At 54.4% G+C, this 22,622-nt stretch carries 20 protein-coding genes; 12 read left to right on the top strand and 8 right to left on the bottom strand.

What is annotated here, in order from left to right:
* Positions 1-145: 145 nt before the first annotated feature.
* On the bottom strand, positions 146-2,683 hold the full coding sequence (mrcB, locus tag ABU190_RS14475; RefSeq protein WP_039078415.1) for a bifunctional glycosyl transferase/transpeptidase: 2,538 nt from the start codon (positions 2,681-2,683) through the stop codon (positions 146-148).
* 180 nt (positions 2,684-2,863) lie between these two features.
* Entirely contained in the window at positions 2,864-5,293 is a 2,430-nt protein-coding gene (gene hrpB, locus ABU190_RS14480) for an ATP-dependent helicase HrpB (RefSeq protein ID WP_354691684.1), read from the bottom strand.
* 136 nt (positions 5,294-5,429) lie between these two features.
* On the opposite strand from hrpB, the gene thpR reads away from it, so the two are divergent.
* The 9 genes from thpR to panD all read left to right on the top strand — a co-directional run bounded on the left by thpR (position 5,430) and on the right by panD (position 12,652).
* On the top strand, positions 5,430-5,960 hold the full coding sequence (thpR, locus tag ABU190_RS14485; protein WP_354691685.1) for an RNA 2',3'-cyclic phosphodiesterase: 531 nt from the start codon (positions 5,430-5,432) through the stop codon (positions 5,958-5,960).
* Between the two features lie 12 nt (positions 5,961-5,972).
* Positions 5,973-6,677: a DNA/RNA nuclease SfsA gene (gene sfsA / locus ABU190_RS14490; RefSeq protein WP_039078412.1), complete on the top strand. Its 705-nt coding sequence runs from the start codon at positions 5,973-5,975 to the stop codon at positions 6,675-6,677.
* 180 nt (positions 6,678-6,857) lie between these two features.
* Positions 6,858-7,313: an RNA polymerase-binding protein DksA gene (gene dksA, locus ABU190_RS14495; RefSeq protein WP_001155227.1), complete on the top strand. Its 456-nt coding sequence runs from the start codon at positions 6,858-6,860 to the stop codon at positions 7,311-7,313.
* A 125-nt stretch (positions 7,314-7,438) separates the two neighbouring features.
* Complete coding sequence (gluQRS, locus tag ABU190_RS14500) at positions 7,439-8,335, top strand: tRNA glutamyl-Q(34) synthetase GluQRS (protein WP_079497231.1); 897 nt, start codon at positions 7,439-7,441, stop codon at positions 8,333-8,335.
* Between the two features lie 69 nt (positions 8,336-8,404).
* Positions 8,405-9,802: a polynucleotide adenylyltransferase PcnB gene (gene pcnB / locus ABU190_RS14505; protein ID WP_222557120.1), complete on the top strand. Its 1,398-nt coding sequence runs from the start codon at positions 8,405-8,407 to the stop codon at positions 9,800-9,802.
* A 68-nt stretch (positions 9,803-9,870) separates the two neighbouring features.
* Entirely contained in the window at positions 9,871-10,356 is a 486-nt protein-coding gene (gene folK, locus ABU190_RS14510) for a 2-amino-4-hydroxy-6-hydroxymethyldihydropteridine diphosphokinase (RefSeq protein WP_110295033.1), read from the top strand.
* A 117-nt stretch (positions 10,357-10,473) separates the two neighbouring features.
* Complete coding sequence (panB, locus tag ABU190_RS14515) at positions 10,474-11,265, top strand: 3-methyl-2-oxobutanoate hydroxymethyltransferase (protein WP_271848845.1); 792 nt, start codon at positions 10,474-10,476, stop codon at positions 11,263-11,265.
* A gap of 11 nt (positions 11,266-11,276) precedes the next feature.
* The gene (gene panC / locus ABU190_RS14520) at positions 11,277-12,131 is read left to right on the top strand and encodes a pantoate--beta-alanine ligase (protein ID WP_079497233.1); all 855 of its coding nucleotides are present in this window, start codon (positions 11,277-11,279) and stop codon (positions 12,129-12,131) included.
* A gap of 140 nt (positions 12,132-12,271) precedes the next feature.
* Complete coding sequence (panD, locus tag ABU190_RS14525) at positions 12,272-12,652, top strand: aspartate 1-decarboxylase (RefSeq protein WP_039078406.1); 381 nt, start codon at positions 12,272-12,274, stop codon at positions 12,650-12,652.
* A 161-nt stretch (positions 12,653-12,813) separates the two neighbouring features.
* On the opposite strand, the gene ABU190_RS14530 is transcribed toward panD, so the two are convergent.
* From ABU190_RS14530 to ABU190_RS14545, 4 genes are all read right to left on the bottom strand, one after another.
* Positions 12,814-14,058 carry a polysaccharide deacetylase family protein gene (locus tag ABU190_RS14530; RefSeq protein ID WP_354691686.1) on the bottom strand — a complete coding sequence of 415 codons (1,245 nt, stop codon included), beginning with the start codon at positions 14,056-14,058 and terminating at the stop codon, positions 12,814-12,816.
* A 63-nt stretch (positions 14,059-14,121) separates the two neighbouring features.
* On the bottom strand, positions 14,122-14,562 hold the full coding sequence (locus tag ABU190_RS14535) for a PTS sugar transporter subunit IIA (RefSeq protein ID WP_271848842.1): 441 nt from the start codon (positions 14,560-14,562) through the stop codon (positions 14,122-14,124).
* A 118-nt stretch (positions 14,563-14,680) separates the two neighbouring features.
* Entirely contained in the window at positions 14,681-15,451 is a 771-nt protein-coding gene (locus tag ABU190_RS14540; protein ID WP_039078403.1) for an ABC transporter permease, read from the bottom strand.
* A complete protein-coding gene (locus tag ABU190_RS14545) occupies positions 15,448-16,374 on the bottom strand; it encodes an ABC transporter ATP-binding protein (RefSeq protein ID WP_354691687.1) in 927 nt (308 codons plus the stop codon). The genes ABU190_RS14540 and ABU190_RS14545 overlap by 4 nt, the downstream gene beginning before the upstream one ends.
* Before the next feature lie 106 nt (positions 16,375-16,480).
* On the opposite strand from ABU190_RS14545, the gene can reads away from it, so the two are divergent.
* Positions 16,481-17,143, top strand: a complete 663-nt coding sequence (gene can, locus ABU190_RS14550; RefSeq protein WP_039078401.1) for a carbonate dehydratase — start codon at positions 16,481-16,483, stop codon at positions 17,141-17,143.
* A gap of 74 nt (positions 17,144-17,217) precedes the next feature.
* On the opposite strand, the gene hpt is transcribed toward can, so the two are convergent.
* Positions 17,218-17,754, bottom strand: coding sequence for a hypoxanthine phosphoribosyltransferase (gene hpt / locus ABU190_RS14555; RefSeq protein WP_039078400.1), 537 nt, complete (start codon positions 17,752-17,754; stop codon positions 17,218-17,220).
* A 207-nt stretch (positions 17,755-17,961) separates the two neighbouring features.
* Between hpt and ABU190_RS14560 the strand changes: the two genes are divergently transcribed.
* Complete coding sequence (locus tag ABU190_RS14560; RefSeq protein WP_039078399.1) at positions 17,962-20,349, top strand: glucose/quinate/shikimate family membrane-bound PQQ-dependent dehydrogenase; 2,388 nt, start codon at positions 17,962-17,964, stop codon at positions 20,347-20,349.
* 115 nt (positions 20,350-20,464) lie between these two features.
* Here the strand turns inward: ABU190_RS14560 and cueO are convergent, their stop codons facing one another.
* The gene (gene cueO / locus ABU190_RS14565) at positions 20,465-22,048 is read right to left on the bottom strand and encodes a multicopper oxidase CueO (protein WP_354691688.1); all 1,584 of its coding nucleotides are present in this window, start codon (positions 22,046-22,048) and stop codon (positions 20,465-20,467) included.
* Between the two features lie 155 nt (positions 22,049-22,203).
* Between cueO and ABU190_RS14570 the strand changes: the two genes are divergently transcribed.
* On the top strand, positions 22,204-22,551 hold the full coding sequence (locus ABU190_RS14570; protein WP_039078397.1) for a YacC family pilotin-like protein: 348 nt from the start codon (positions 22,204-22,206) through the stop codon (positions 22,549-22,551).
* The last annotated feature ends 71 nt before the right edge of the window (positions 22,552-22,622 follow it).

Consider the following 22,622-nt stretch of genomic DNA (forward strand, 5'->3'; position numbering starts at 1 on the left):
TGCGCGGTGTGAGGGATTAATAAACAACCAGGTAAAAAGGATGGCGTTAAGAAGGAATTAAAAAGGATTTAAAACGAGGTTAAAGAGATGTTCCAGCCATGCCTAAATCAAAAACCCCCAGCCGGGCGACTGGGGGGTTTGAGCATTAGTTACTACCGAACATATCTTTAATCCAGCCTGCAACACCGTCGCTCTTCTCTTGCTGCTGCGGTGGCTGTTGCTGAGGCTGCTGCTGTTGCGGCGGCGGGGTTGACTGATCGAACGGATTACCCTGCTGCGGCTGCTGCATCATCGGATTTTGCTGACACAGCGTTTCCGGGCTGGTCGTCCAGACCGGCAGTGAACGCACACCGCCACCGCCGCAAATGAAGTTGCCCATATCATCCACGCTCATGGTGGTGATATCTTCCGGCGGCGTCAGATCCAGCGGAATTGGCGACTGGTTTGCCAGATAGCGCTGATAGATAGCCATCGCCCCGCTCGCACCATACAGCTTGGTCGGCTGGTTATTATCACGCCCAACCCAGGTAATCGTCACTTCACGCCCGTCAATCCCGGCAAACCAGGTATCGACGTTGTTGTTGGTGGTACCGGTTTTCCCTGCCAGATGCAGCCCCGGATATTTCGCGCCGAGCTGGCGCCCGGTACCACGCTGAATAACCTGTTGCATGGTCCACAGGGTCAGATAGGCCGCCTGTGCAGGCACCGCACGCTCAGACTGCGGATAACTCTGGTACAGCACCGTACCATCCTCCGCAATGACTGAACGCAGTGCAGACAACGTTGCGCGGTTACCGCCGCTGGCGATGGTCTGGAACGCTTGCGCGACTTCAATCGGCGTCAGGTTGAGCGCCCCCAACAGCATGGACGGGTTAGCCGTTAACTGATCTTTAGGCGCACCTAATTTCAACCAGGTGTCGGTCACCGCAGGCAGCCCCATTGCCATCCCGAGGTTAACTGTCGGCACGTTCATGGAGCGCGTTAACGCATCCACCAGCATCACCTGACCACTAAAACGGTGGTCGTCGTTCTGCGGTGCCCAGACCTGACCATTCGACAGACGCAGTGAAATCGGCGCATCGGCAATGGAGGTGTTCAGACGGAATTTATCCGGCTGGCTTAGCGCTGTCAGGTAGGTCGCCGGTTTTGCCAACGAGCCGATAGAGCGGCGCGCCTGCATCGCACGGTTATAGCCCGCAAATTGCGGCGTCGCCCCGCCGACCATTGCACGGACTTCGCCACTGAAGCGATCCACAACCACCATCGCGGTTTCCAGGTCGTCCAGCTTACGCTGCTTGATCAAGGCCGGAATACCTTCCACCGCCGCTTTTTCTGCCGCGTCCTGCGCAACAGAATCAAAGGTGGTGAAAATCTTCACGCCCGACAAGTCCTTCACTTTGTCATCGCCGAGTTTAGCCTGAAGCTCCTGACGGACCATCTGCATAAACGCAGGCTGCGGCGAAATCACGCCACCGCGCGGCTGCACGCCAAGCGGACGAGCGCTGAGCATGTCGTAAAGCTCCTGGTCAATCACCTTCTGCTCTTGCATCAGGCGCAGGACAAGGTTACGTCGCTCCAGGGCCAGTTTTGGGTTACGCCACGGGTTGTAGATTGACGCCCCTTTCACCATCCCGACCAACATCGCCTGCTGGTCGAGACTCAGCTCTTCCACCGGACGGCCAAAGTAGTAAAGGCTTGCCAACGGGAAACCACGGATTTCGTTATCACCGCTCTGCCCGAGGTAGACTTCGTTCATGTACAGTTCAAGGATACGATCCTTGCTGTAACGGGCATCGACGATCAGCGCCATATAGGCTTCGTTAGCCTTACGCCAGTAGGAGCGCTCGCTGCTCAGGAACAGGTTTTTTACTAATTGCTGGGTCAGCGTACTCGCCCCCTGCACCGTACGCCCGGCGGTCAGGTTCGCCAGCACCGCACGGCCAATCGAGTAAAAACTGATACCATCATGCTCGTAGAAATGGCGGTCTTCGGTCGCCAGCAGCGTATCCACCAGCAGATCCGGGAAGCCACTACGCGGAACAAACAGACGCTGTTCACCGTTAGGCGAGGAAAGCATGGTGATCAAACGCGGATCGAGACGGAAGAAACCGAACTGACGGTTGCTGTCCATGTTCTCAATGCTATCGAGTCGGTCGCCATCAAACGTCAGACGTGCCCGGACCTGCCCTTCTTTGCTATCAGGGAAGTCAAACGGGCGGCGGATCATCTCAATGCTTTTCGCCTGCACGGTAAACTCGCCAGGACGCGTCATCTTCGTCACCTGACGGTACTGTGTGGCTTCCAGCAGTTTGACCATCTCGTTTTTGCTGATGGGCATATCCGGCTCAAGGTTGACCATACGGCCATAGACGGCAGCCGGCAGTTGCCACACTTTGCCATCGATACGGCTGCGGATCTTCTGATCCAGGTACACGCCATAAATGGCCAGCAGCACCGCACCCACGATACAAATTTTCAACAGCAGCCAGAACCAACGGCGCTTACCGCGAGGTTTACCGCCTTTACCTTTCCCTTTGCGCGGCGCTGAGTCCTGCTCATCGCCATCATCATCTTCGTAATCGTCGTATTCCTCTTCTCTGACTCGACGACGACTTACTTTCTCTTTTGCCGGACGTGAAGGTCTGCTCTTACGTCCAATTGGCTCGCGGTCATTCCCCGCCATGCTCTCTCTCCGCAACATTCAGGCGCAAGGGCCTGATTCTCAGTTCTTCCGCCTCCAGGCAGAAGAAGAAATCTCTCAAAATAAACAGCAAGATTTTCTCAACGAGAAAATCTTTAGTGTCTGCACCCTCTCCCTGTGGGAGAGGGCCGGGGTGAGGGCATCACTCTGCCCCGCCCATAACTACGAATACTTTTTCGTGCGCCGCGTCGGTGCGGCATTCGCCGGATCGTCAGGCCAGACATGTTTCGGGTAACGCCCTTTCATCTCTTTTTGCACTTCACGGTACGCCCCCTGCCAGAACGCCGCTAAATCGCGCGTAATTTGCAGCGGACGCTGAGCCGGGGAAAGCAGTTCCAGTACCAGCGCAATGCGCCCCTGAGCGATAACAGGCGTTGTGGCCTCACCAAACATCTCCTGCATACGCACCGCCAGAGCAGGCGGATTATCCTCATGATAACGAATGGCAATCCGACTGCCCGTCGGCACAGTGTAATGCCCAGGCAGTTCACTATCCAGACGTTGACGCAAAGGCCAGGGTAAGAAAGCTTTTAATGCTTCGCCCACATCCAGCGCTTTCAACGCGCGAAGCGAATGTACGCCCCCCATTTGCGGTAACAGCCAGCTTTCCAGAGAAGCCAGCAGCGAAGCGTCATCCACAGCAGGCCATGCCTCTTCCGGCAGCCATTTCGCCGCGCAATGTAAACGCAGACGAAGCTGTTTCGCCTCGGGCGTCCAGTTAAGGACATCCAGCCCTTTATCACGAATGCCGTTGAGCATTGCCTGGTGTAGTTCTTCTTCCGGAAGCTTCGCCAGCGGCTGAACCTTCACCGTCAATTGACCAATCCGGCTACGGCGAAACGCCTTTAAGGTTCCCAGCGCTTCATCCCATTCCACAGAGTCAGACGGCTCAACAATGTGCGGACAGGCTGCCATTAACCGATCAATGTCCAGCGGCAGCGCCAGCAAAATGCGGGCATCCGGCGACTGGCTCCCTTGTAACAGCAGTGGCGCGAGCAGCCATTCATGGCGATTAAGCGCGTCATCCGCGTCAAGCATTGCGCCCATTCCGTTTGCCAGTTGATAACGCCCGTCCTGCCCACGCCTGCGCGCAATGCGGTCGGCAAAAGCGCTGGCGAGCAACGGCGCCAACAGATCGCTATCCGGCTCCCCTTCCGCACTTTTCAACCGCCGGATCAGCTGTCGGGCACGCTGCTGCCACTGGGGCTGATTGCGGGAAAAGGCAACGCTCAAATCGGTATTACCGCCGCGCGGCGGTTCTTCAAGGATGGCTGCCAGCTTCGCCGCCGTTGCCACCTCATCCGCACCGCTGGCGCTCGCTAACATCGCGGCCAGGCGCGGATCGTTACCCAGCGATGCCATTTTTTTCCCGAACGCAGAGAGGCGCTCGCCTTCCAGCGCCCGCAGTTGCGTCAACAACCGCTTCGCTGCGGCAAGGTTAGTCGCTGGCGGTAAATCCAGCCAGCTAAGCTGCACGGGATCCTGGCATCCCCACTGTAACAACTCCATCAACAGGCCAGACAAATCGCTTTGCAAAATCTCTGGCTCGCTCTGTGCCGCCGCCCTTTCGGCCTGTTCTTTGCCGATCAAATGCAAACAGATACCTGGTTCAAGGCGCCCGGCACGTCCGGCACGCTGCGTCATCGATGCCTGGCTCACGCGCTGAGTGACAAGCCGTGTTAGCCCTGTTCGCGAATCGAAACGGGCCACCCGCTCCTGGGTGCTGTCCACTACCAGACGAATGCCTTCTATGGTCAGGCTGGTCTCGGCGATATTGGTCGCCAGCACCACCTTTCGTTGCCCGACAGGCGGCGGAAGAATGGCTTTGCGTTGTTCATTGAGCGACAACGCCCCATACAGCGGACAGAGCAATACATCGTCAGCGACCCGGCTGGCCAGTTGTTCCTGCACACGCTGGATCTCCCCGACTCCCGGCAAAAACAGTAACAACGACCCCGATTGCGAACGCAGCAAATCGGCTGCCGCCACCGCGACCGCCTCGTCAAAGCGCTGATGGCTGTTTAAGGCCTGATAGCGCCGCTCGACCGGGTGCATACGCCCCTCGGAAACAATCAGCGGCGCATCCGGCAACAGGTTCTGCAGGCGGCTGTTATCAAGGGTGGCTGACATGACCAGCAGTTTCAGGTCGTCACGCAGTCCCTGCTGGACATCCAGCAATAGCGCCAGCGCCAGATCGGCCTGCAGGCTACGTTCGTGGAATTCATCAAGGATCACCAGACCAACGCCGTTCAGCTCGGGATCGTGCTGGATCATTCGCGTCAGGATCCCCTCAGTCACCACTTCCAGACGCGTATTCGGCCCAACACAAGTTTGGGCTCTCATCCGATAGCCGACCGTGTCACCAGGCTGCTCATTGAGCAGTTCCGCCAGCCGTTGCGCCACGTTACGGGCAGCCAGCCTGCGCGGTTCAAGCAGTAAAATACGCCCGTCAATACCGCCCTGCTGCAACAATTGCAGCGGCAGCCAGGTTGACTTCCCCGCGCCTGTCGGGGCAGTTAGCAGTACCTGGGGAGCGTGTTGTAACGCATTGAGAAGGTCGGGCAATACGGCAGCAACCGGCAGTGAGGACACTCAAGGCTCCAGAGGATTCACATTGATAAGGACGGGGCCAATTGTACATGAACTACGGCGCTTTGGAGCGCCGAAGCATTTGCGAGCATCCTCCTGCCATTGTAGCATCGCGACAAATCCTAACTGAGTGCCTGCCATGTCTGAATCGAAAAGGCTGTTTTTTGCCATCGAATTGCCCGACGCCACCCGACAGGAGGTGGTGCGCTGGCGGGCGGAACATTTCCCGCAGGATGCCGGGCGACCGGTTGCGGCAGCAAACTTACATCTGACACTGGCGTTTTTGGGGGAAGTGAGCACGGAAAAACAACGGGCGCTGGAAACGCTGGCCGGGCGCATTCGTCAGCCAGGCTTTACGTTACAACTTGATGATGCCGGGCAATGGTTGCGTTCGCGCGTCGTCTGGCTTGGCTGTCGCCAGTCGCCACGCGGGCTGTTGCAACTGGCGGATATGCTGCGCGCTCAGGCTGCACGCAGCGGATGCTGGCAAAGCCCAACGCCGTTTCATCCGCATATCACCCTGCTGCGCGATGCCAGTCATGCGGTCACGATACCGCCGCCGGGTTTTCACTGGACTTTTCCTGTAACAGAATTTGTCTTATATGAATCGCTGTTTGCCGGAGGACGTCTGCGCTACACGGCGTTAAACCGCTGGACGCTAAAAACATAAAAAGGATATGTCATGGAATTTTCTCCGCCCCTTAGATCCGCCACGCTTATTCAGCGCTATAAGCGGTTTCTTGCCGATGTGATCACGCCAGAAGGCGAAACATTGACAATCCATTGTCCCAATACCGGCGCAATGACCGGTTGCGCCACGCCTGGCGACACAGTTTGGTATTCCACATCAGAAAATACTAAACGCAAATATCCGCATACCTGGGAATTAACGCAAACCCAACAGGGCGCTTTTATTTGCGTTAATACGCTTCGCGCTAATACGTTAACGAAAGAAGCAATACAGCAAAACCGCTTGCCAGGACTGTCGGGTTACAGTGCACTGAAAAGTGAAGTGAAATATGGTGCCGAAGGCAGCAGAATTGATTTTCTGTTACAGGCGGATGGCCGACGCAACTGCTATATTGAAGTGAAATCAGTAACGCTCGCCGAGCGGGAATGCGGTTTTTTCCCTGATGCAGTTACGCTACGCGGACAAAAGCATCTGCGTGAGTTAATGAGCGTAGCGGCCAGCGGCGACCGCGCGGTTATTCTGTTTGCCGTGCTGCATTCAGCCGTTGAACATTTTTCTCCAGCGCGCCATATTGATGAGAAATACGCACGATTGTTAAAGGAAGCACAAGGTCAGGGTGTAGAAATTCTGGCGGTAAAAGCGGAACTTTCTGCTACAAATATGACTCTGAGATTGCCGCTGCCTTTCACGATATAGGGCAGCGATTGACTAAATTGACTAATAAGTGTTCTGGTCGCGTGCGCAAATACGCTTTTCCTCACAGGCTTGTCAAGTGTTACGTTTAGATATTTGCCATCCGGAAAAGCATCTGCTATTTATAGCGGCCTGATTTTCCCCCAACACGGGGATCGATAGTGCGTGTTAAGGAGAAGCAACATGCAAGAAGGGCAAAACCGTAAAACATCGTCCCTGAGTATTCTCGCCATCGCTGGGGTGGAGCCGTATCAAGAGAAACCGGGCGAAGAGTATATGAATGAAGCCCAGCTGGCGCACTTCAGGCGTATTCTTGAAGCGTGGCGTAATCAACTCAGGGATGAAGTCGATCGCACCGTCACCCATATGCAGGATGAAGCAGCTAACTTCCCGGACCCGGTAGACCGTGCCGCACAGGAAGAAGAGTTCAGCCTCGAACTGCGTAACCGTGACCGCGAGCGTAAACTGATCAAAAAGATCGAGAAAACGCTGAAAAAAGTTGAAGACGAAGATTTCGGCTACTGCGAATCCTGCGGTGTTGAAATCGGCATTCGCCGCCTGGAAGCGCGTCCGACCGCTGACCTGTGCATCGATTGCAAAACACTGGCGGAAATTCGCGAAAAACAGATGGCGGGTTAATTCGCCTCTGACCGACAGCCGGTCAACCCCTCAGACGGCGCAGCGCTGATTCCAGCCTGCGCCTTCAAATCAGGCTGTGCTATAGTCGGGGAAAATTTCCCGTATTGTCGGCGTTTCCTGTCTTTATGTCTGACTCTCACTATATTGGGCGCTTTGCGCCGTCACCGTCCGGTGAACTCCATTTTGGCTCGCTCATTGCTGCACTTGGCAGCTACCTGCAGGCGCGCGCGCAGCAGGGTACCTGGCGAGTGCGTATCGAAGACATTGATCCCCCGCGTGAAGTTCCCGGTGCCGCAGACACCATCTTGCGCCAGCTTGAGCATTACGGCCTGCACTGGGATGGCGATGTACTCTGGCAATCGCAACGTCATGAAGCCTACCGCGACGCGCTGGCCTGGCTTCATACCCGTGGGCTGAGTTACTACTGTACCTGTACGCGGGCGCGCATTCAGAGCGTGGGCGGCACCTATGACGGCCACTGCCGTAGCGCTAATAATGGCCCGGAAAATGCGGCTGTACGTCTGGTGCAGCAACATCCGGTGCTCCATTTTCACGACAGGCTACGCGGCGAACTCTATGCGGATGAAAAACTGGCGCGCGAGGATTTTATTATCCACCGCCGGGATGGCCTGTTTGCCTATAACCTCGCCGTCGTGGTTGACGACCATTTTCAGGGCATCACAGAAATTGTGCGCGGCGCAGATTTAATTGAACCCACGGTCAGGCAAATTTCGCTCTACCGACAATTTGGCTGGCCAGTGCCACAGTATGTCCATCTGCCGCTGGCGCTCAATGCGCAAGGGAATAAACTCTCCAAGCAAAACCATGCTCCAGCCTTGCCCGGTGGCGATCCGCGCCCCATAATAATCAGGGCGTTACAATTCTTAAACCAGAGCGCAACAAATGAGTGGCAGGATCTCAGCGTCGACGATTTGTTGAAAAATGCGGTGGCAAACTGGACGCTCGCTAACGTGCCCATTGCAGTGGATGTGAATACGGCATTCTCAAACGCCTCGCGCTGAGCTATGATTAGCCGCTATTTTTTTGTCCTTATTTTTTTGTCCTGACGTTTGACACTACCGAGGTGCACTATTTTTACCCGAGTCGCTAATTTTTGCCGTAAGGTGCTAAGTCGCGAAGAGAGCATGGTCGTTGAGGCTAGCGTACAACCTCAGATGACGGTTATCCCGCGTGAACAGCACGCTATTTCTCGCAAAGATATCAGTGAAAATGCGCTCAAAGTCCTCTACCGCCTGAACAAAGCCGGTTACGAGGCTTATCTCGTCGGTGGTGGCGTGCGTGATTTATTGCTGGGCAAAAAACCAAAAGATTTCGACGTCACGACGAACGCCACGCCGGACCAGGTGCGTAAATTATTCCGCAACTGCCGCCTGGTGGGTCGCCGTTTCCGCCTGGCCCACGTCATGTTCGGGCCGGAAATCATTGAAGTCGCCACCTTTCGCGGCCATCACGAAGATACCGAAGCCGACCGAACCACGTCTCAGCGTGGCCAGAATGGCATGTTGCTGCGCGACAATATTTTCGGTTCTATCGAAGAAGATGCTCAGCGTCGCGATTTCACCATTAACAGCCTTTATTACAGCGTTGCTGACTTCACCGTGCGTGATTATGTCGGCGGCATGCGCGATCTGGATGAGGGCGTCATTCGCCTGATTGGCAACCCGGAAACCCGCTATCGCGAAGACCCGGTACGTATGCTGCGCGCGGTGCGTTTCGCCGCCAAGCTGGGTATGAACATCAGCGCTGAAACGGCCGAACCGATTCCTCGTCTGGCCGCCCTGATTAATGACGTCCCCCCTGCGCGCCTGTTTGAAGAGTCGCTGAAATTATTGCAAGCGGGCTATGGTTTCGATACCTACATGCTGCTGCGCGAATACAACCTCTTCCAGCCTCTGTTTCCTACCATCAGTCGCTTCTTCACCGAAAACGGTGACAGCCCGATGGAACGCATCATTGCGCAGGTGCTGAAAAACACCGATACCCGCCTTCACAACGATATGCGGGTTAACCCGGCGTTTTTGTTTGCAGCTATGTTCTGGTATCCGCTGCTGGAAACCGCGCAGCGCATTACTCAGGAAGGCGGTCTGGCATATTACGACGCCTTTGCGCTTGCCATGAACGATGTGCTGGATGAAGCCTGCCGTTCACTGGCCATCCCGAAACGCATCACCTCGCTGATTCGCGATATCTGGCAGCTACAACTGCGTATGTCCCGTCGTCAGGGTAAACGCGCGTGGAAACTGATGGAGCATCCGAAATTCCGCGCAGCTTACGATCTGCTGGCCCTGCGTGCCGAGGTTGAAAACAACGGCGAACTGCAGCGGCTGGTGAAATGGTGGGGAGAATTTCAGGTTTCCGCACCGCCGGAGCAGAAAGATATGCTTGACGACCTGGGCGATGAACCCGCCGTTCGCCGTCGCCATCGCCGCCCGCGCAAACGCGCGCCGCGCCGTGAAGGCAGCGCATAATGTTATTCCTTTCAGGCCTGCCACGCGCAGGCCTGATGCTATAGAGAATGAAAAACGCAGGAGCCTGTATGTCCCCGACCCTTTGCTATATCGCCATCGGCAGTAATCTCGCATCGCCTCTGGAGCAGGTAAAGGCAGCGCTGGACGCCATTGGGGAGATCCCGCAAAGCCGCGTGGTCGCCGTCTCCTCGTTCTACCGCACGCCTCCGCTTGGTCCGCAGGATCAGCCTGACTATCTCAACGCCGCCGTCGCGCTGGAAACGACCCTTGAGGCCGAAGCGCTGCTTGACCACACCCAGCGCATTGAACTGCAGCAAGGGCGCGTGCGAAAAGCCGAGCGCTGGGGGCCACGCACGCTGGACCTGGATATCATGCTGTTTGGCGACCAGGTTATTCAGACGCCGCGTCTCACCGTTCCCCATTACGACATGAAAAATCGCGGCTTTATGCTGTGGCCGTTATTTGAAATTGCCCCTGCCCTGCGATTCCCTGATGGTATGACGCTGAGCGCCGCCCTCACAGAATGCGCAGCGGACAAACCTGCCTTGTGGTAAAACGCTTTTCTGGCGCTTCTGATGTGATCAGTGTTAAACGATTGCCTAAAATCATTGTTCACCTGAATGTTGCTGTTAGAATGCGCCAGAATTCGTTTTTAGCCATCAGGAAACGTTATGAAACCCACCACCATCTCCTGGCTGCTTAAGTGCAAACAGGAAAAAAAACGCTTCGCTACCATCACAGCCTACGATTACAGCTTCGCTAAACTGTTCGCCGAAGAAGGCATCAACGTGATGTTGGTTGGCGACTCGTTAGGGATGACGGTACAAGGTCATGATTCCACCCTGCCCGTGACGGTAGACGACATTGCCTATCACACGCGCGCGGTGCGCCGTGGCGCCCCTCATTGTTTGCTACTGGCCGACCTGCCGTTTATGGCGTATTCCACACCGGAGCAAGCCTTTGAAAACGCCGCCGCCGTGATGCGCGCCGGGGCCAATATGGTAAAAATCGAAGGTGGTCGTTGGCTGAGTAATACGGTGAAAATGCTCACCGAACGCGCTGTACCGGTGTGCGGGCACCTGGGGTTAACGCCGCAGTCCGTAAATATCTTCGGTGGCTACAAAGTTCAGGGGCGCGGCGATGCCGGACAAACGCTGCTGGACGACGCGCTGGCGCTGGAAGCCGCTGGTGCGCAGTTGCTGGTGCTGGAGTGTGTGCCGGTTGAGCTGGCAAAGCGTGTCACGGACGCGCTGACCATTCCGGTCATTGGTATCGGCGCAGGTAACGTCACAGACGGCCAGATACTGGTGATGCACGACGCGTTCGGCATTACCGGTGGTCATATCCCCAAATTTGCGAAAAACTTTCTGAGCGAGGCAGGCGACATGCGCGCTGCCGTGCGCCAGTATGTTGCCGACGTTGAGTCCGGGGTCTATCCGGGCGAAGAACACAGTTTCCATTAAGGAGTGCCGTTGTGTTGATTATCGAAACCCTGCCGTTACTGCGCCAGCATATTCGAAGAGCGCGTCAGGAAGGAAAACGCATTGCGCTGGTGCCAACGATGGGCAACCTGCACGATGGTCATATGACGCTGGTTGAGGAAGCCAAAGCCCGCGCGGATGTGGTCGTGGTGAGCATTTTCGTCAACCCCATGCAGTTTGACCGCGCCGACGATCTGGCTCGCTACCCGCGCACCCTGCAGGAAGATTGCGAAAAGCTTAATAAACGGAAAGTGGATTTTGTTTTCGCCCCTGCGCCAAATGATATTTATCCGCAGGGTACGGACACGCAAACCTATGTGGATGTGCCTGGTATCTCCACCATGCTTGAAGGCGCAAGCCGCCCGGGGCATTTCCGTGGTGTTTCCACAATCGTCAGCAAGCTCTTTAACCTGGTCCAGCCAGATATCGCCTGCTTTGGCGAAAAGGACTACCAGCAGTTGCAGCTCATTCGCAAAATGGTTGCCGATATGGGCTATGACATTGAGATTGTCGGGGTTCCGACCGTGCGTGCTAAAGACGGTCTGGCGCTCAGTTCCCGTAACGGCTATCTCACCGCCGATCAACGCAAAATCGCACCGGCTCTGAGCAAAACCATGAACGCGATGGCCGCAAAACTGAGCGCAGGCGATCGCAATCTCGAAGAGATCATTGCCCTGGCGGAACAGGAACTTAACGACAGCGGCTTTCGCGCAGATGACATCCAGATCCGCGATGCAGACACGCTTCTGGAGCTGGCGCAGACCAGCAAACGCGCGGTGATTTTGATGGCCGCCTGGCTGGGTCAGGCGCGTCTCATCGACAATAAAGTGGTTGATCTCCCCCTGTAGACAGGGGTTAAAAAACGGGCAATACTGGCCTGTTATCGGCCTGGTCTGGCGCTGTCGCCGGGCCGGGAAAGTCTGGCCGGGCAGCCAAATGCCACCCGGCGATATACCTGTATTTCGTTACGCCATTAAAGGTAGAAGTTATGATTCGCACGATGCTGCAAGGCAAGCTCCACCGCGTCAAAGTGACACAGGCCGACCTGCACTATGAAGGTTCCTGCGCGATTGACCAGGATTTCCTTGAGGCGGCTGGTATCCTGGAATACGAAGCCATCGATATTTACAACGTCACTAACGGTAAGCGCTTTTCCACCTATGCCATTGCCGGTGAACGTGGCTCCCGCATCATTTCAGTTAACGGTGCGGCGGCGCACTGTGCTGACGTTGGCGACATCCTGATTATCGCAAGCTACGTCACCATGCCGGATGAGCAGGCGCGTAGCTGGCAGCCGAAAGTCGCCTATTTTGACGGCGACAACGAGATGAAACGCACGGCAAAAGCGGTTCCGGTACAAGTTGCCTGAATGGCATAGCCGACTCATTAATCAGGCATAATGGGCGTTATTGATGCAGACAGTTTGAACACGGACAGCGCGTAGTCACCAGAGCGTACACGCAGTACGCGAGGATGACGAGCACTGCCCTGGTTCAAAAATGGCAAATAAAACAGCCCATTTTGCCTGATTTATCCCTGAGGTTGATTGCTTATTAACCTCGACATATCCTCCAGCGAATCCGTCTTTAAGATATACAACCGTTTCAGTAAGTACGGATTATCCCCAGGCTTTACCTTCCCTCGCACCGTGGTCAGCGCAAGATGGAAACCGGCATCTTTCGCCGCAGCCAACGCTTTGTCGTCATAGCCGCCGAACGGATAGGCCAGATACCAGATGTGCTGGTTGAACTGCGAAAGCGCGCGGCGTGAATGCTTAAAATCCATCAGGATATTGTCATAACTGCGACTTAGCAGGATCGGATGGCCCACGTCATCGGTGCGATGCAGGAAATGAGTATGCGACTGGAAATCAAAGACATGCGAAATTTGCTCCAGTTCAGAGATGCTCATAAACTGCAGGGATTTTGGATCCCAGAGCTGCGGTTTGCGCTTAATACGCGACGAAATAATAAAAGCGGTCGCCCTGAAACCGTTCTGCTTTAACACCGGATACGCATAACGACTGACCGATTTCAGTCCGTCATCAAAGGTGAGCACCACTGAACGGGCAGGAAGGTTCATCGCGTTACGTATATAACCTTCCAGTTGATACATGCTTAACGTGGTATAGCCCTGGTCATGCAGCCAGCTCATCTGGTTGGTGAAAGCGCGAAGAGAGGTGGTCGTCGAGGTATGACGAAACCGCGTGTTCTCCTCATCTTCCAGAATATGATGGTAGGTGAGCACCGGAATACCGTTATCTTCCTGCGCATCCAGGCTACTGATCCACGCCAGACGTTCGCCAATGCGAATCTGATACCAGGTCTGGTTGAGTCTGTCTTTCAGCTTGCTGATGATGGGGTAGCGCAGATTCCCGGCCAGAATACCCAGTTGTTCACTGGTATTGTCCGCCTCGTTATACATCGGTGTATCACGCCAGGTGATCAAATTTTGATTACTCAGGGGTTTATTGAGGTCGCCAAGGCTATCCTGAACCTTCTCACTGCCACGAACCGTTCCCAGATGCCCTTTATCTATCCACGCTTTACCGAAGCCGAAGCGAAATTCGTAGTAGTCTTCCGCCCCTGGCACAACCGCCAGAATTTGTCCGGCGCGGATATTGCCAACAGTCATAACATTGTTGCCAATCTGCGCCCAGATGTCGGCATCTTCCGTAATTTGCATATAGCGAGCAGGATCGGGATTTTGACTAACGAGACGTGCAGAAACGCTACATGACACCAGCAAGAAAAGAATGAGGAGAAAACGAGGCATGCACCTAACCAGGCTAAAAATAATTTAGGTTATTGTAGGAAAAAGAAAAATGAATACCAACGTTTATTTTTCATACAAATCATGTAACAACACAAACGGCGGATTTTTCTGTTGCTGATGCCAGAGACTGCTGACCACCGGCGCGCCAGCGCCAACAATCTGCTCACGAAAATCGGCACTGCTACATACTTCACGCAGCGGATACATTGCTTCCAGCAAGTCAGCATCAACGCCGGATATCACTTCACAATGCTCATGCTTATGGCTCATGAGCGAGGCGGCACGGTAAGGTGCGGCCCCGGAAATATCGGTCAAAAAAACCACGCCATCACCGGAATCCGTTTCATGCAACGCATCACAAATCATGCGGCTGAGCATATTGGTGCTAAGCCCGTGGCGAAAGTTGACCGCTCTACATTGTTTAAGCGGACCAAACCGGCTCTCCAGACTGTCCAGCATCTCCTGCGCCAGTTCACCATGGCACGTAATGACCCATCCCAGCATACGTATCTCCTTAGCAGACTTGCAGTTTAGCCAGGTGACCATCAGCCGTCGGTGACAGATATCATAGATTAAAAGGGCAATGAGAACCCGGCGACGAACGCCGCCGGGTAAGTGGCGATTAACTGCGCAGACCGCGTCCGCGCTGAATTAAATACCAGCACAATATATAAAAAGCGATGATAAACACCGCCAAAACCGCCACAGTGGTGAAAAGCGGCACATCGGTAATACCGAGGAAACCAAAGCGGAAACCGCTAATCATGTAAACAATGGGGTTGAGATGAGACAGCGCCTGCCAGAAGGGCGGTAGCAACGTCAGCGAATAGAACACCCCGCCGAGATAGGTCAGCGGTGTCAGGACAAATGTCGGGATCAGGCTGATGTCATCGAAGGTTGTCGCAAAAACGGCATTCAGCAGACCCGCCAGCGAGAACAATACCGCGGTCAACAGCAGCGTTAACGCAACAAAAACCCACGAGTGGACCTGAAAAGGCACGAAAAACAGCGACACGGCCGTCACCAGCACCCCGACACATAAACCACGCGCCACGCCGCCCCCCACATACCCTGCGATAATCACATGCGTGGGCACCGGGGCGACCAGCAGCTCTTCAATGTTGCGTTGAAACTTGGCGCTGAAAAATGATGACGCCACGTTTGCATAGGCGTTAGTGATCACCGCCATCATGATCAGGCCTGGCACGATGAATTGCATATAGGTAAAGCCGTGCATCTCACCGATACGTGAGCCAATTAAATTACCAAAGATAATAAAATAGAGGGTCATGGTAATCACCGGCGGCACCAGCGTTTGTACCCAAATACGCATAAACCGTTGAATTTCTTTATGCCAGATACTTTTCAATGCCACCCAATAAAGCTGCATCATGCGTGCTCTCCTTTTTTCTCATGCACCAGCGTGACGAACAGCTCTTCCAGACGGTTAGCCTTGTTGCGCATACTCAAGACCTGTACGCCCTGCGCGCTAAGCTGGCTGAACACGCTATTTATCCCCTGTTCACGCAACACTTCGACCTCCAGGGTCGACGTATCCACCAGCCGATACTGGTAACCCTCCAGCTTCGGTAACGGGCTTTTCGTTGCCAGATCGAGGATAAAAGTTTCCGATTTTAGCTTCGCCAACAATGACTTCATGGAGGTGTTTTCAATCAGCTCACCGCTCTGAATAATGCCAATGTTGCGACACAGCATCTCGGCCTCTTCCAGATAATGGGTAGTCAGAATGATGGTGGTGCCTTTGTCGTTGAGATCTTTCAGGAAGCCCCACATAGAACGACGCAGTTCGATATCCACCCCGGCCGTAGGCTCATCAAGGATCAGCAGCTTCGGCTCATGCATCAGGGCACGGGCTATCATCAAACGACGCTTCATCCCACCCGATAACATACGCGCACGTTCGTTGCGTTTTTCCCACAGATCGAGCTGGTTCAGGTATTTTTCGCTACGCTCCAGCGCCTCTTTACGTTCAACGCCGTAGTAACCCGCCTGGTTAACCATAATCTGCTGTACGGTTTCAAACGGGTTAAAATTGAACTCCTGCGGCACAAGACCGAGCTGCCGTTTGGCGTTAACGATATCTTTTTGCAGGTCGTAGCCGAAGACACTCACGCGTCCGGACGTTTTATTTACCAGAGAACTGATGATACCTATGGTGGTCGATTTTCCTGCGCCGTTTGGTCCCAGTAACGCGTAAAAATCCCCAGCTTCTACTTTAAGATCAATACCACGTAGCGCATGAACGCCGCCCGGGTAGGTTTTTTTAAGCTGCTCAAGCTCCAGTGCAATGGTCATGAATTTTCACTTACCTTATTCTTACACTCGATGTGTGGTTTAAAAAACGTGGGAGTTGACCTATATTAGCGCAACGCACTTATTTGGTTACAGGTCGTTAACTTCCATGAAAGACATAGATACACTCATCAGCAACAATGCACTATGGTCAAAAATGCTGGTGGAAGAGGATCCCGGCTTTTTCGAAAAACTGGCGCAAGCGCAGAAACCGCGTTTTCTATGGATTGGATGTTCTGACAGTCGCGTTCCCGCAGAACGCCTTACCGGCCTTGAGCCAGGCGAACTGTTTGTTCACCGTAACGTTGCCAACCTGGTTATTCATACCGACCTGAACTGCCTTTCTGTGGTTCAGTACGCGGTCGATGTGCTGGAAGTTGAGCATATCATCATCTGCGGCCACTACGGCTGTGGTGGTGTGCAGGCGGCGGTGGAAAACCCGGAACTGGGGCTGATTAACAACTGGCTGCTGCACATTCGCGATATCTGGTTCAAGCATAGTTCGTTGCTTGGCGAGATGCCGCAGGAGCGCCGCCTTGATACCCTTTGCGAGCTGAACGTGATGGAGCAGGTGTATAACCTGGGTCACTCCACCATTATGCAATCTGCCTGGAAACGTGGACAAAAAGTCACGATTCACGGTTGGGCGTATGGCATCCACGATGGTTTACTGCGTGACCTGGAAGTCACCGCAACGAACCGCGAAAGCCTGGAACAGCGCTACCGTCAGGGCGTCTCGAACCTCAGCAAGAAACACATCAATCACAGATAATCTTGCCTTCCCGGCAGCATGATGCCAGCCGGGATAACGCATCAGGCCGGGCTAAAGCCCGGCTTTTTTTATGCTTACTCGTCCAGCATTACCACTTTGCCGACATACGGCAGGTGGCGATAACGTTGCGCATAATCGATACCGTAGCCCACCACGAATTCATCAGGGATCGAGAAGCCGACAAATTCCACATCAACCGGCACTTCACGGCGCGACGGTTTATCGAGCAGGGTGCAAATAGAGAGAGACTTCGGCTCGCGAAGACTGAGAATTTCGCGCACTTTAGAGAGCGTATTGCCGGAATCGATAATGTCTTCAACGATCAGAACGTCTTTACCGCGAATATCTTCATCCAGATCTTTGAGGATTTTAACATCGCGGGTCGAAGACATGCCGCTGCCATAGCTGGAGGCGGTCATAAAATCGACTTCGTGCGGTACCTGCACTTCACGGCAAAGGTCCGCCATGAACATAAATGAGCCGCGCAGCAGGCCCACCAGCACCATTTCACTGCCACTGTCCTGATAACGTTCTGTGATTTGACGACCCAATTCGGCGATACGCGCTTTGATCTCCGCTTCCGGGATCATCACTTCAACAATATGTTTCATTTTAAATAACCATATGATTTAAATACTAAATCACTCAATAACCCGCGTTTTGCTTTGGTTATTGAAGCGCAAGGCGTGCAGTATACCAGCAAACGCATTTCCGATGCTTATCTGTCGATAAAGCTCATTTTGTGATGACGATCACACTTGTTAAATCCTATAATTAGTTGCTACTAAAACATTAATGAATTTGATGAGTGTCTTTTTATGGCTGAAACAAAAACGCAACGCTCAGGTATCCTTGTGATACTGACCGCGCTGTTCGCAGCATTCTGCGGACTGTACTTACTGATCGGCGGAGTATGGCTGGTCTCCCTTGGTGGTTCCTGGTACTACCCTATTGCCGGGGTGGTAATGCTTGGCGTCACCGCACTGCTCTGGCGGCGTAAGCAGTCAGCATTATGGCTGTACGCCGCGTTGCTGCTGGCGACCATGATCTGGGGCGTGTGGGAAGTGGGCTTCGACTTTTGGGCGCTCACGCCTCGCAGCGATATTCTGGTCTTCTTCGGTATCTGGCTTATTCTGCCTTTTGTCTGGCGCAGACTGATTTTCCCTTCCGGTGGTGCGGTTGCCGCACTGGTGGTTGCGCTGCTGATTAGCGGCGGCATTCTCACCTGGGCGGGCTTTAATGACCCGCAAGAAGTGAACGGTACGCTGAATGCGGATGCCACGCCGGCTGCCCCGATTTCTCAGGTTGCTGACGGCGACTGGCCAGCTTATGGCCGCAACCAGGAAGGTCAACGTTTTTCACCGCTCAAGCAGATCAATGCGGATAACGTTAAGAACCTGAAAGAAGCCTGGGTGTTTCGTACCGGAGACCTGAAACTGCCAACAGACCCGGGTGAACTGACCAACGAAGTGACGCCGATTAAAGTGGGCGACACGCTTTATCTGTGTACCGCTCACCAGCGCCTGTTCGCTCTGGACGCCTCGACCGGTAAAGAGAAATGGCATTTTGACCCGCAGTTAAATGCCAACCAGTCCTTCCAGCATGTCACTTGTCGCGGTGTTTCTTATCATGAAGCACGTGCAGAGAACGCCAGCCCGGATGTTGTCGCGGATTGCCCGCGTCGCATTATGCTGCCGGTTAACGATGGCCGCCTGTTTGCCATCAACGCCGACAACGGCAAACTGTGCGAAACCTTTGCCAACAAAGGTATTCTGAATCTGCAGACCAATATGCCGGACACCACGCCAGGTCTGTATGAACCTACCTCACCGCCGATCATCACCGATAAGGTGATTGTGATTGCCGGTTCGGTAACGGACAACTTCTCTACCCGTGAAACCTCCGGTGTTATTCGTGGTTTTGACGTGAATACCGGCAAGTTGCTCTGGGCTTTTGATCCAGGCGCGAAAGATCCCAACGCTATTCCGTCTGACCAACACAGCTTTACGTTCAACTCGCCCAACTCGTGGGCGCCAGCCGCCTATGATGCGAAGCTGGACCTGGTCTATCTGCCAATGGGTGTGACTACCCCGGATATCTGGGGCGGCTACCGCACGCCGGAGCAGGAACGCTATGCCAGCTCTATCGTGGCGCTGAACGCTACAACCGGTAAACTGGCGTGGAGTTATCAGACCGTTCACCACGATCTGTGGGATATGGATATGCCGTCCCAGCCGACACTGGCCGATATCACGGTTAACGGCAAAACGGTTCCGGTGATTTACGCTCCGGCGAAAACCGGCAACATCTTCGTGCTGGATCGCAGCAACGGTAAGCTGGTTGTCCCGGCACCGGAAAAACCGGTTCCGCAGGGTGCGGCCAAAGGCGATTACGTCACCAAAACTCAGCCGTTCTCAGATCTGAGCTTCCGTCCGAAGAAAGATCTCAGCGGGGCGGATATGTGGGGCGCGACCATGTTCGACCAACTGGTCTGCCGCGTGATGTTCCATCAGTTGCGCTATGAAGGCATCTTCACTCCGCCATCTGAGCAAGGCACACTGGTGTTCCCGGGTAACCTGGGGATGTTCGAATGGGGGGGTATCTCCGTTGATCCGAACCGTCAGGTCGCGATCGCCAACCCGATGGCCCTGCCGTTTGTCTCTAAACTGATCCCACGCGGTCCGGGCAACCCGATGGAGCAGCCGAAAGATGCGAAAGGTAGCGGTACAGAGGCGGGGATTCAGCCGCAGTATGGCGTGCCGTTCGGCGTAACTCTCAACCCGTTCCTCTCTCCGTTTGGCTTGCCGTGTAAGCAGCCTGCATGGGGTTATATTTCCGCACTGGATTTGAAAACCAACCAGGTAGTGTGGAAAAAACGTATTGGTACGCCGCAGGACAGCATGCCTTTCCCGATGCCCGTTCCGGTGCCATTCAATATGGGGATGCCGATGCTGGGCGGCCCAATCTCTACTGCCGGTAATGTGCTGTTCATTGCTGCAACCGCAGATAATTACCTGCGCGCGTACAATATGAGCAACGGCGAGAAACTGTGGCAGGGCCGTTTGCCAGCAGGTGGCCAGGCAACGCCAATGACCTATGAAGTGAATGGCAAGCAGTACGTTGTCATCTCTGCGGGTGGTCACGGTTCGTTTGGTACGAAGATGGGTGACTATATTGTTGCCTACGCCCTGCCGGACGAGAAGTAAGGAACCGTCCCCTCAGACCGCACAAGGTAAAAGCAAAAAGGCAACGCAAGTTGCCTTTTTTAATGTCTGCTCCCGGTATGAACCGGGAACATGGGTAACACTTTTTACCGTAAACCTACACCGTAAATCCAAGCATCATGCCCGTATCTTCATGCTCAAGCAGATGGCAGTGTGCCATATAGGCATACTCCTTCGGCGCGTCATGCGCAAAGCGGACCAACACTTCGCTTTTCGCCCCTTCAACGCTGACAATATCTTTCCAGCCTGCGCGATGCGCGGCAGGCGGCTTACCGTTTTCTGACAGAATGCGGAACTGTGTGCCGTGAATATGGAACGGATGCAGCATCATGTCGCCTTCCCCGGAAATGACCCAGCGCTCCCAGGTATCTTTCTGCGCGGCAAACGCAGGCACTTGCATATCGAACGCCTTGCCGTTGATTCGATTGGCGCTATGGAATGCCATCCCGCCATCGCCGTGATTCATCTGCCCCATGTCGCCATGATTCATTCCGCTGTGGTTCATCTGCATCTGACCATGGTTCATATTGCCATGCTGCATCCCCATCCCTGCCATTGCGGCATCGCCGTATTTTTGCTGCAGAGCCTGCATCCCCATCATGTCCAGCATGGGATCCATGGAGAGCTGCAAAGTCCGCTGTGTTAATCCATCCAGCGCTGGCAGCCCGGGCAGCGTCGCCAGTGTATCGGGTAAAATACCAGATGCCGTTACCACCACCGGTTGAATACGCAACAGCGGATAGGGCTTATCAAAAGGCGCCACCGTCATGCCCATTTGCTGTACGGGCAACGTGACCAGATCGAAGACTTTATTATCCCGGGTCTCCACCAGCACTTCAAAGCGCTCACCCGGCAACATGGCCAGCTCGCTGACTTTCACTGGCGCATTCAACAAGCCACCGTCGCTGGCAATAACGTACAACGGGCGATTATCGCTGGCAGCCACGTTAAGCGAGCGAGCGTTACAACCATTGAGTAAACGTAAACGCAGCCAGCCACGAGGTGCCGCGTGCTGTGGATAAACCGCACCGTTCGTCAGTAACGTATCGCCAAACCACCCTACCGCCGCGCTCATCACATCCAGTTGATAGTCAATCTGCCCGTCAGCGGTAAAACGTTTGTCCTGCATGATGACCGGAATATCATCAATGCCCCACTGTTGCGGTAGACGTAGCTTTCGGCTGTTATCATCTTCAATCAGTAACAGCCCGGCCAGCCCCATCGCCACCTGATGGCCGGTTTTTCCATGTTGATGGGGGTGAAACCAGCAGGTTGATGCAGGCTGATCCGGGGTAAACGAGACCGTACGGCTATCGCCGGGCTTAATCACGCCCTGCGGCCCGCCGTCGACGTCGCCCGGTACTTCCAGACCGTGCCAGTGTACGGTTGTCTCTTCCGCCAGCGCATTGCGAATGGATACGTTAACGGTTTTCCCCTGACGCAATTGAATCGCCGGCCCCAGCAGGCTGCCGTTATAACCCCAGGTTGTCGCCTGTTTGCCCGCAAACGTTGATGACCCTGCCTGAACCGTAAGTTGAATATGGTTTTGTGCATCGGCGCTCAGTAACGGGGGAATCGGTAGCACAGGCCTTTCCGCCGCCAGCAAAGAACGACTCCAGAGCGGCAGTGCACTCGCCACGCTCAGCGCAGCAGAGTATTTCAAAAAATCACGACGTTGCATGTCCCTTTCCTTACGGTTATCAGCCTGGAATTTGAGCATAAACCCTCCCCTTGCCGGAAGGTCAAGAAAAGTGGCTGTAATCGGACAATAATAAATATCGTCGCCTCGCCAACAGTGTGCTAACGTTTAATTTCCGTTATGCCGTGGTAGAAATAATGAAGACGCTTTTCAGAACAATTTTATTCGGCAGCCTGCTGGCTGTCTCCGCTAATAGCTACGCCCTGAATGAATCCGAAGCGGAAGATATGGCCGACCTTACGGCTGTGTTTGTTTTTCTGAAAAATGACTGCGGTTATAATAACTTACCTAATGGTCAGATTCGCCGGGCGCTGGTTTTCTTCGCACAGCAGAACAAGTGGGATCTGAGCAATTACGACTCCTGGGATATGAAATCGCTCGGTGAAGCAAGCTATCGCGACCTGAGCGGCATCCGCATTCCTACCGCCAAAAAATGCAAAGCGCTGGCACGAGATTCGCTCAGCCTGCTCGCCTACGTGAAATAAGTTATTTCCAGCGGGGGACGCTGACCGTGCATCCACGGTCAGAGTTAGCTATGATGTTGCGCCTGTTTTGA

The sequence above is a fragment of the Phytobacter sp. RSE-02 genome (assembly GCF_040578655.1).
GTDB classification, from domain to species: Bacteria; Pseudomonadota; Gammaproteobacteria; order Enterobacterales; family Enterobacteriaceae; genus Phytobacter; species Phytobacter diazotrophicus.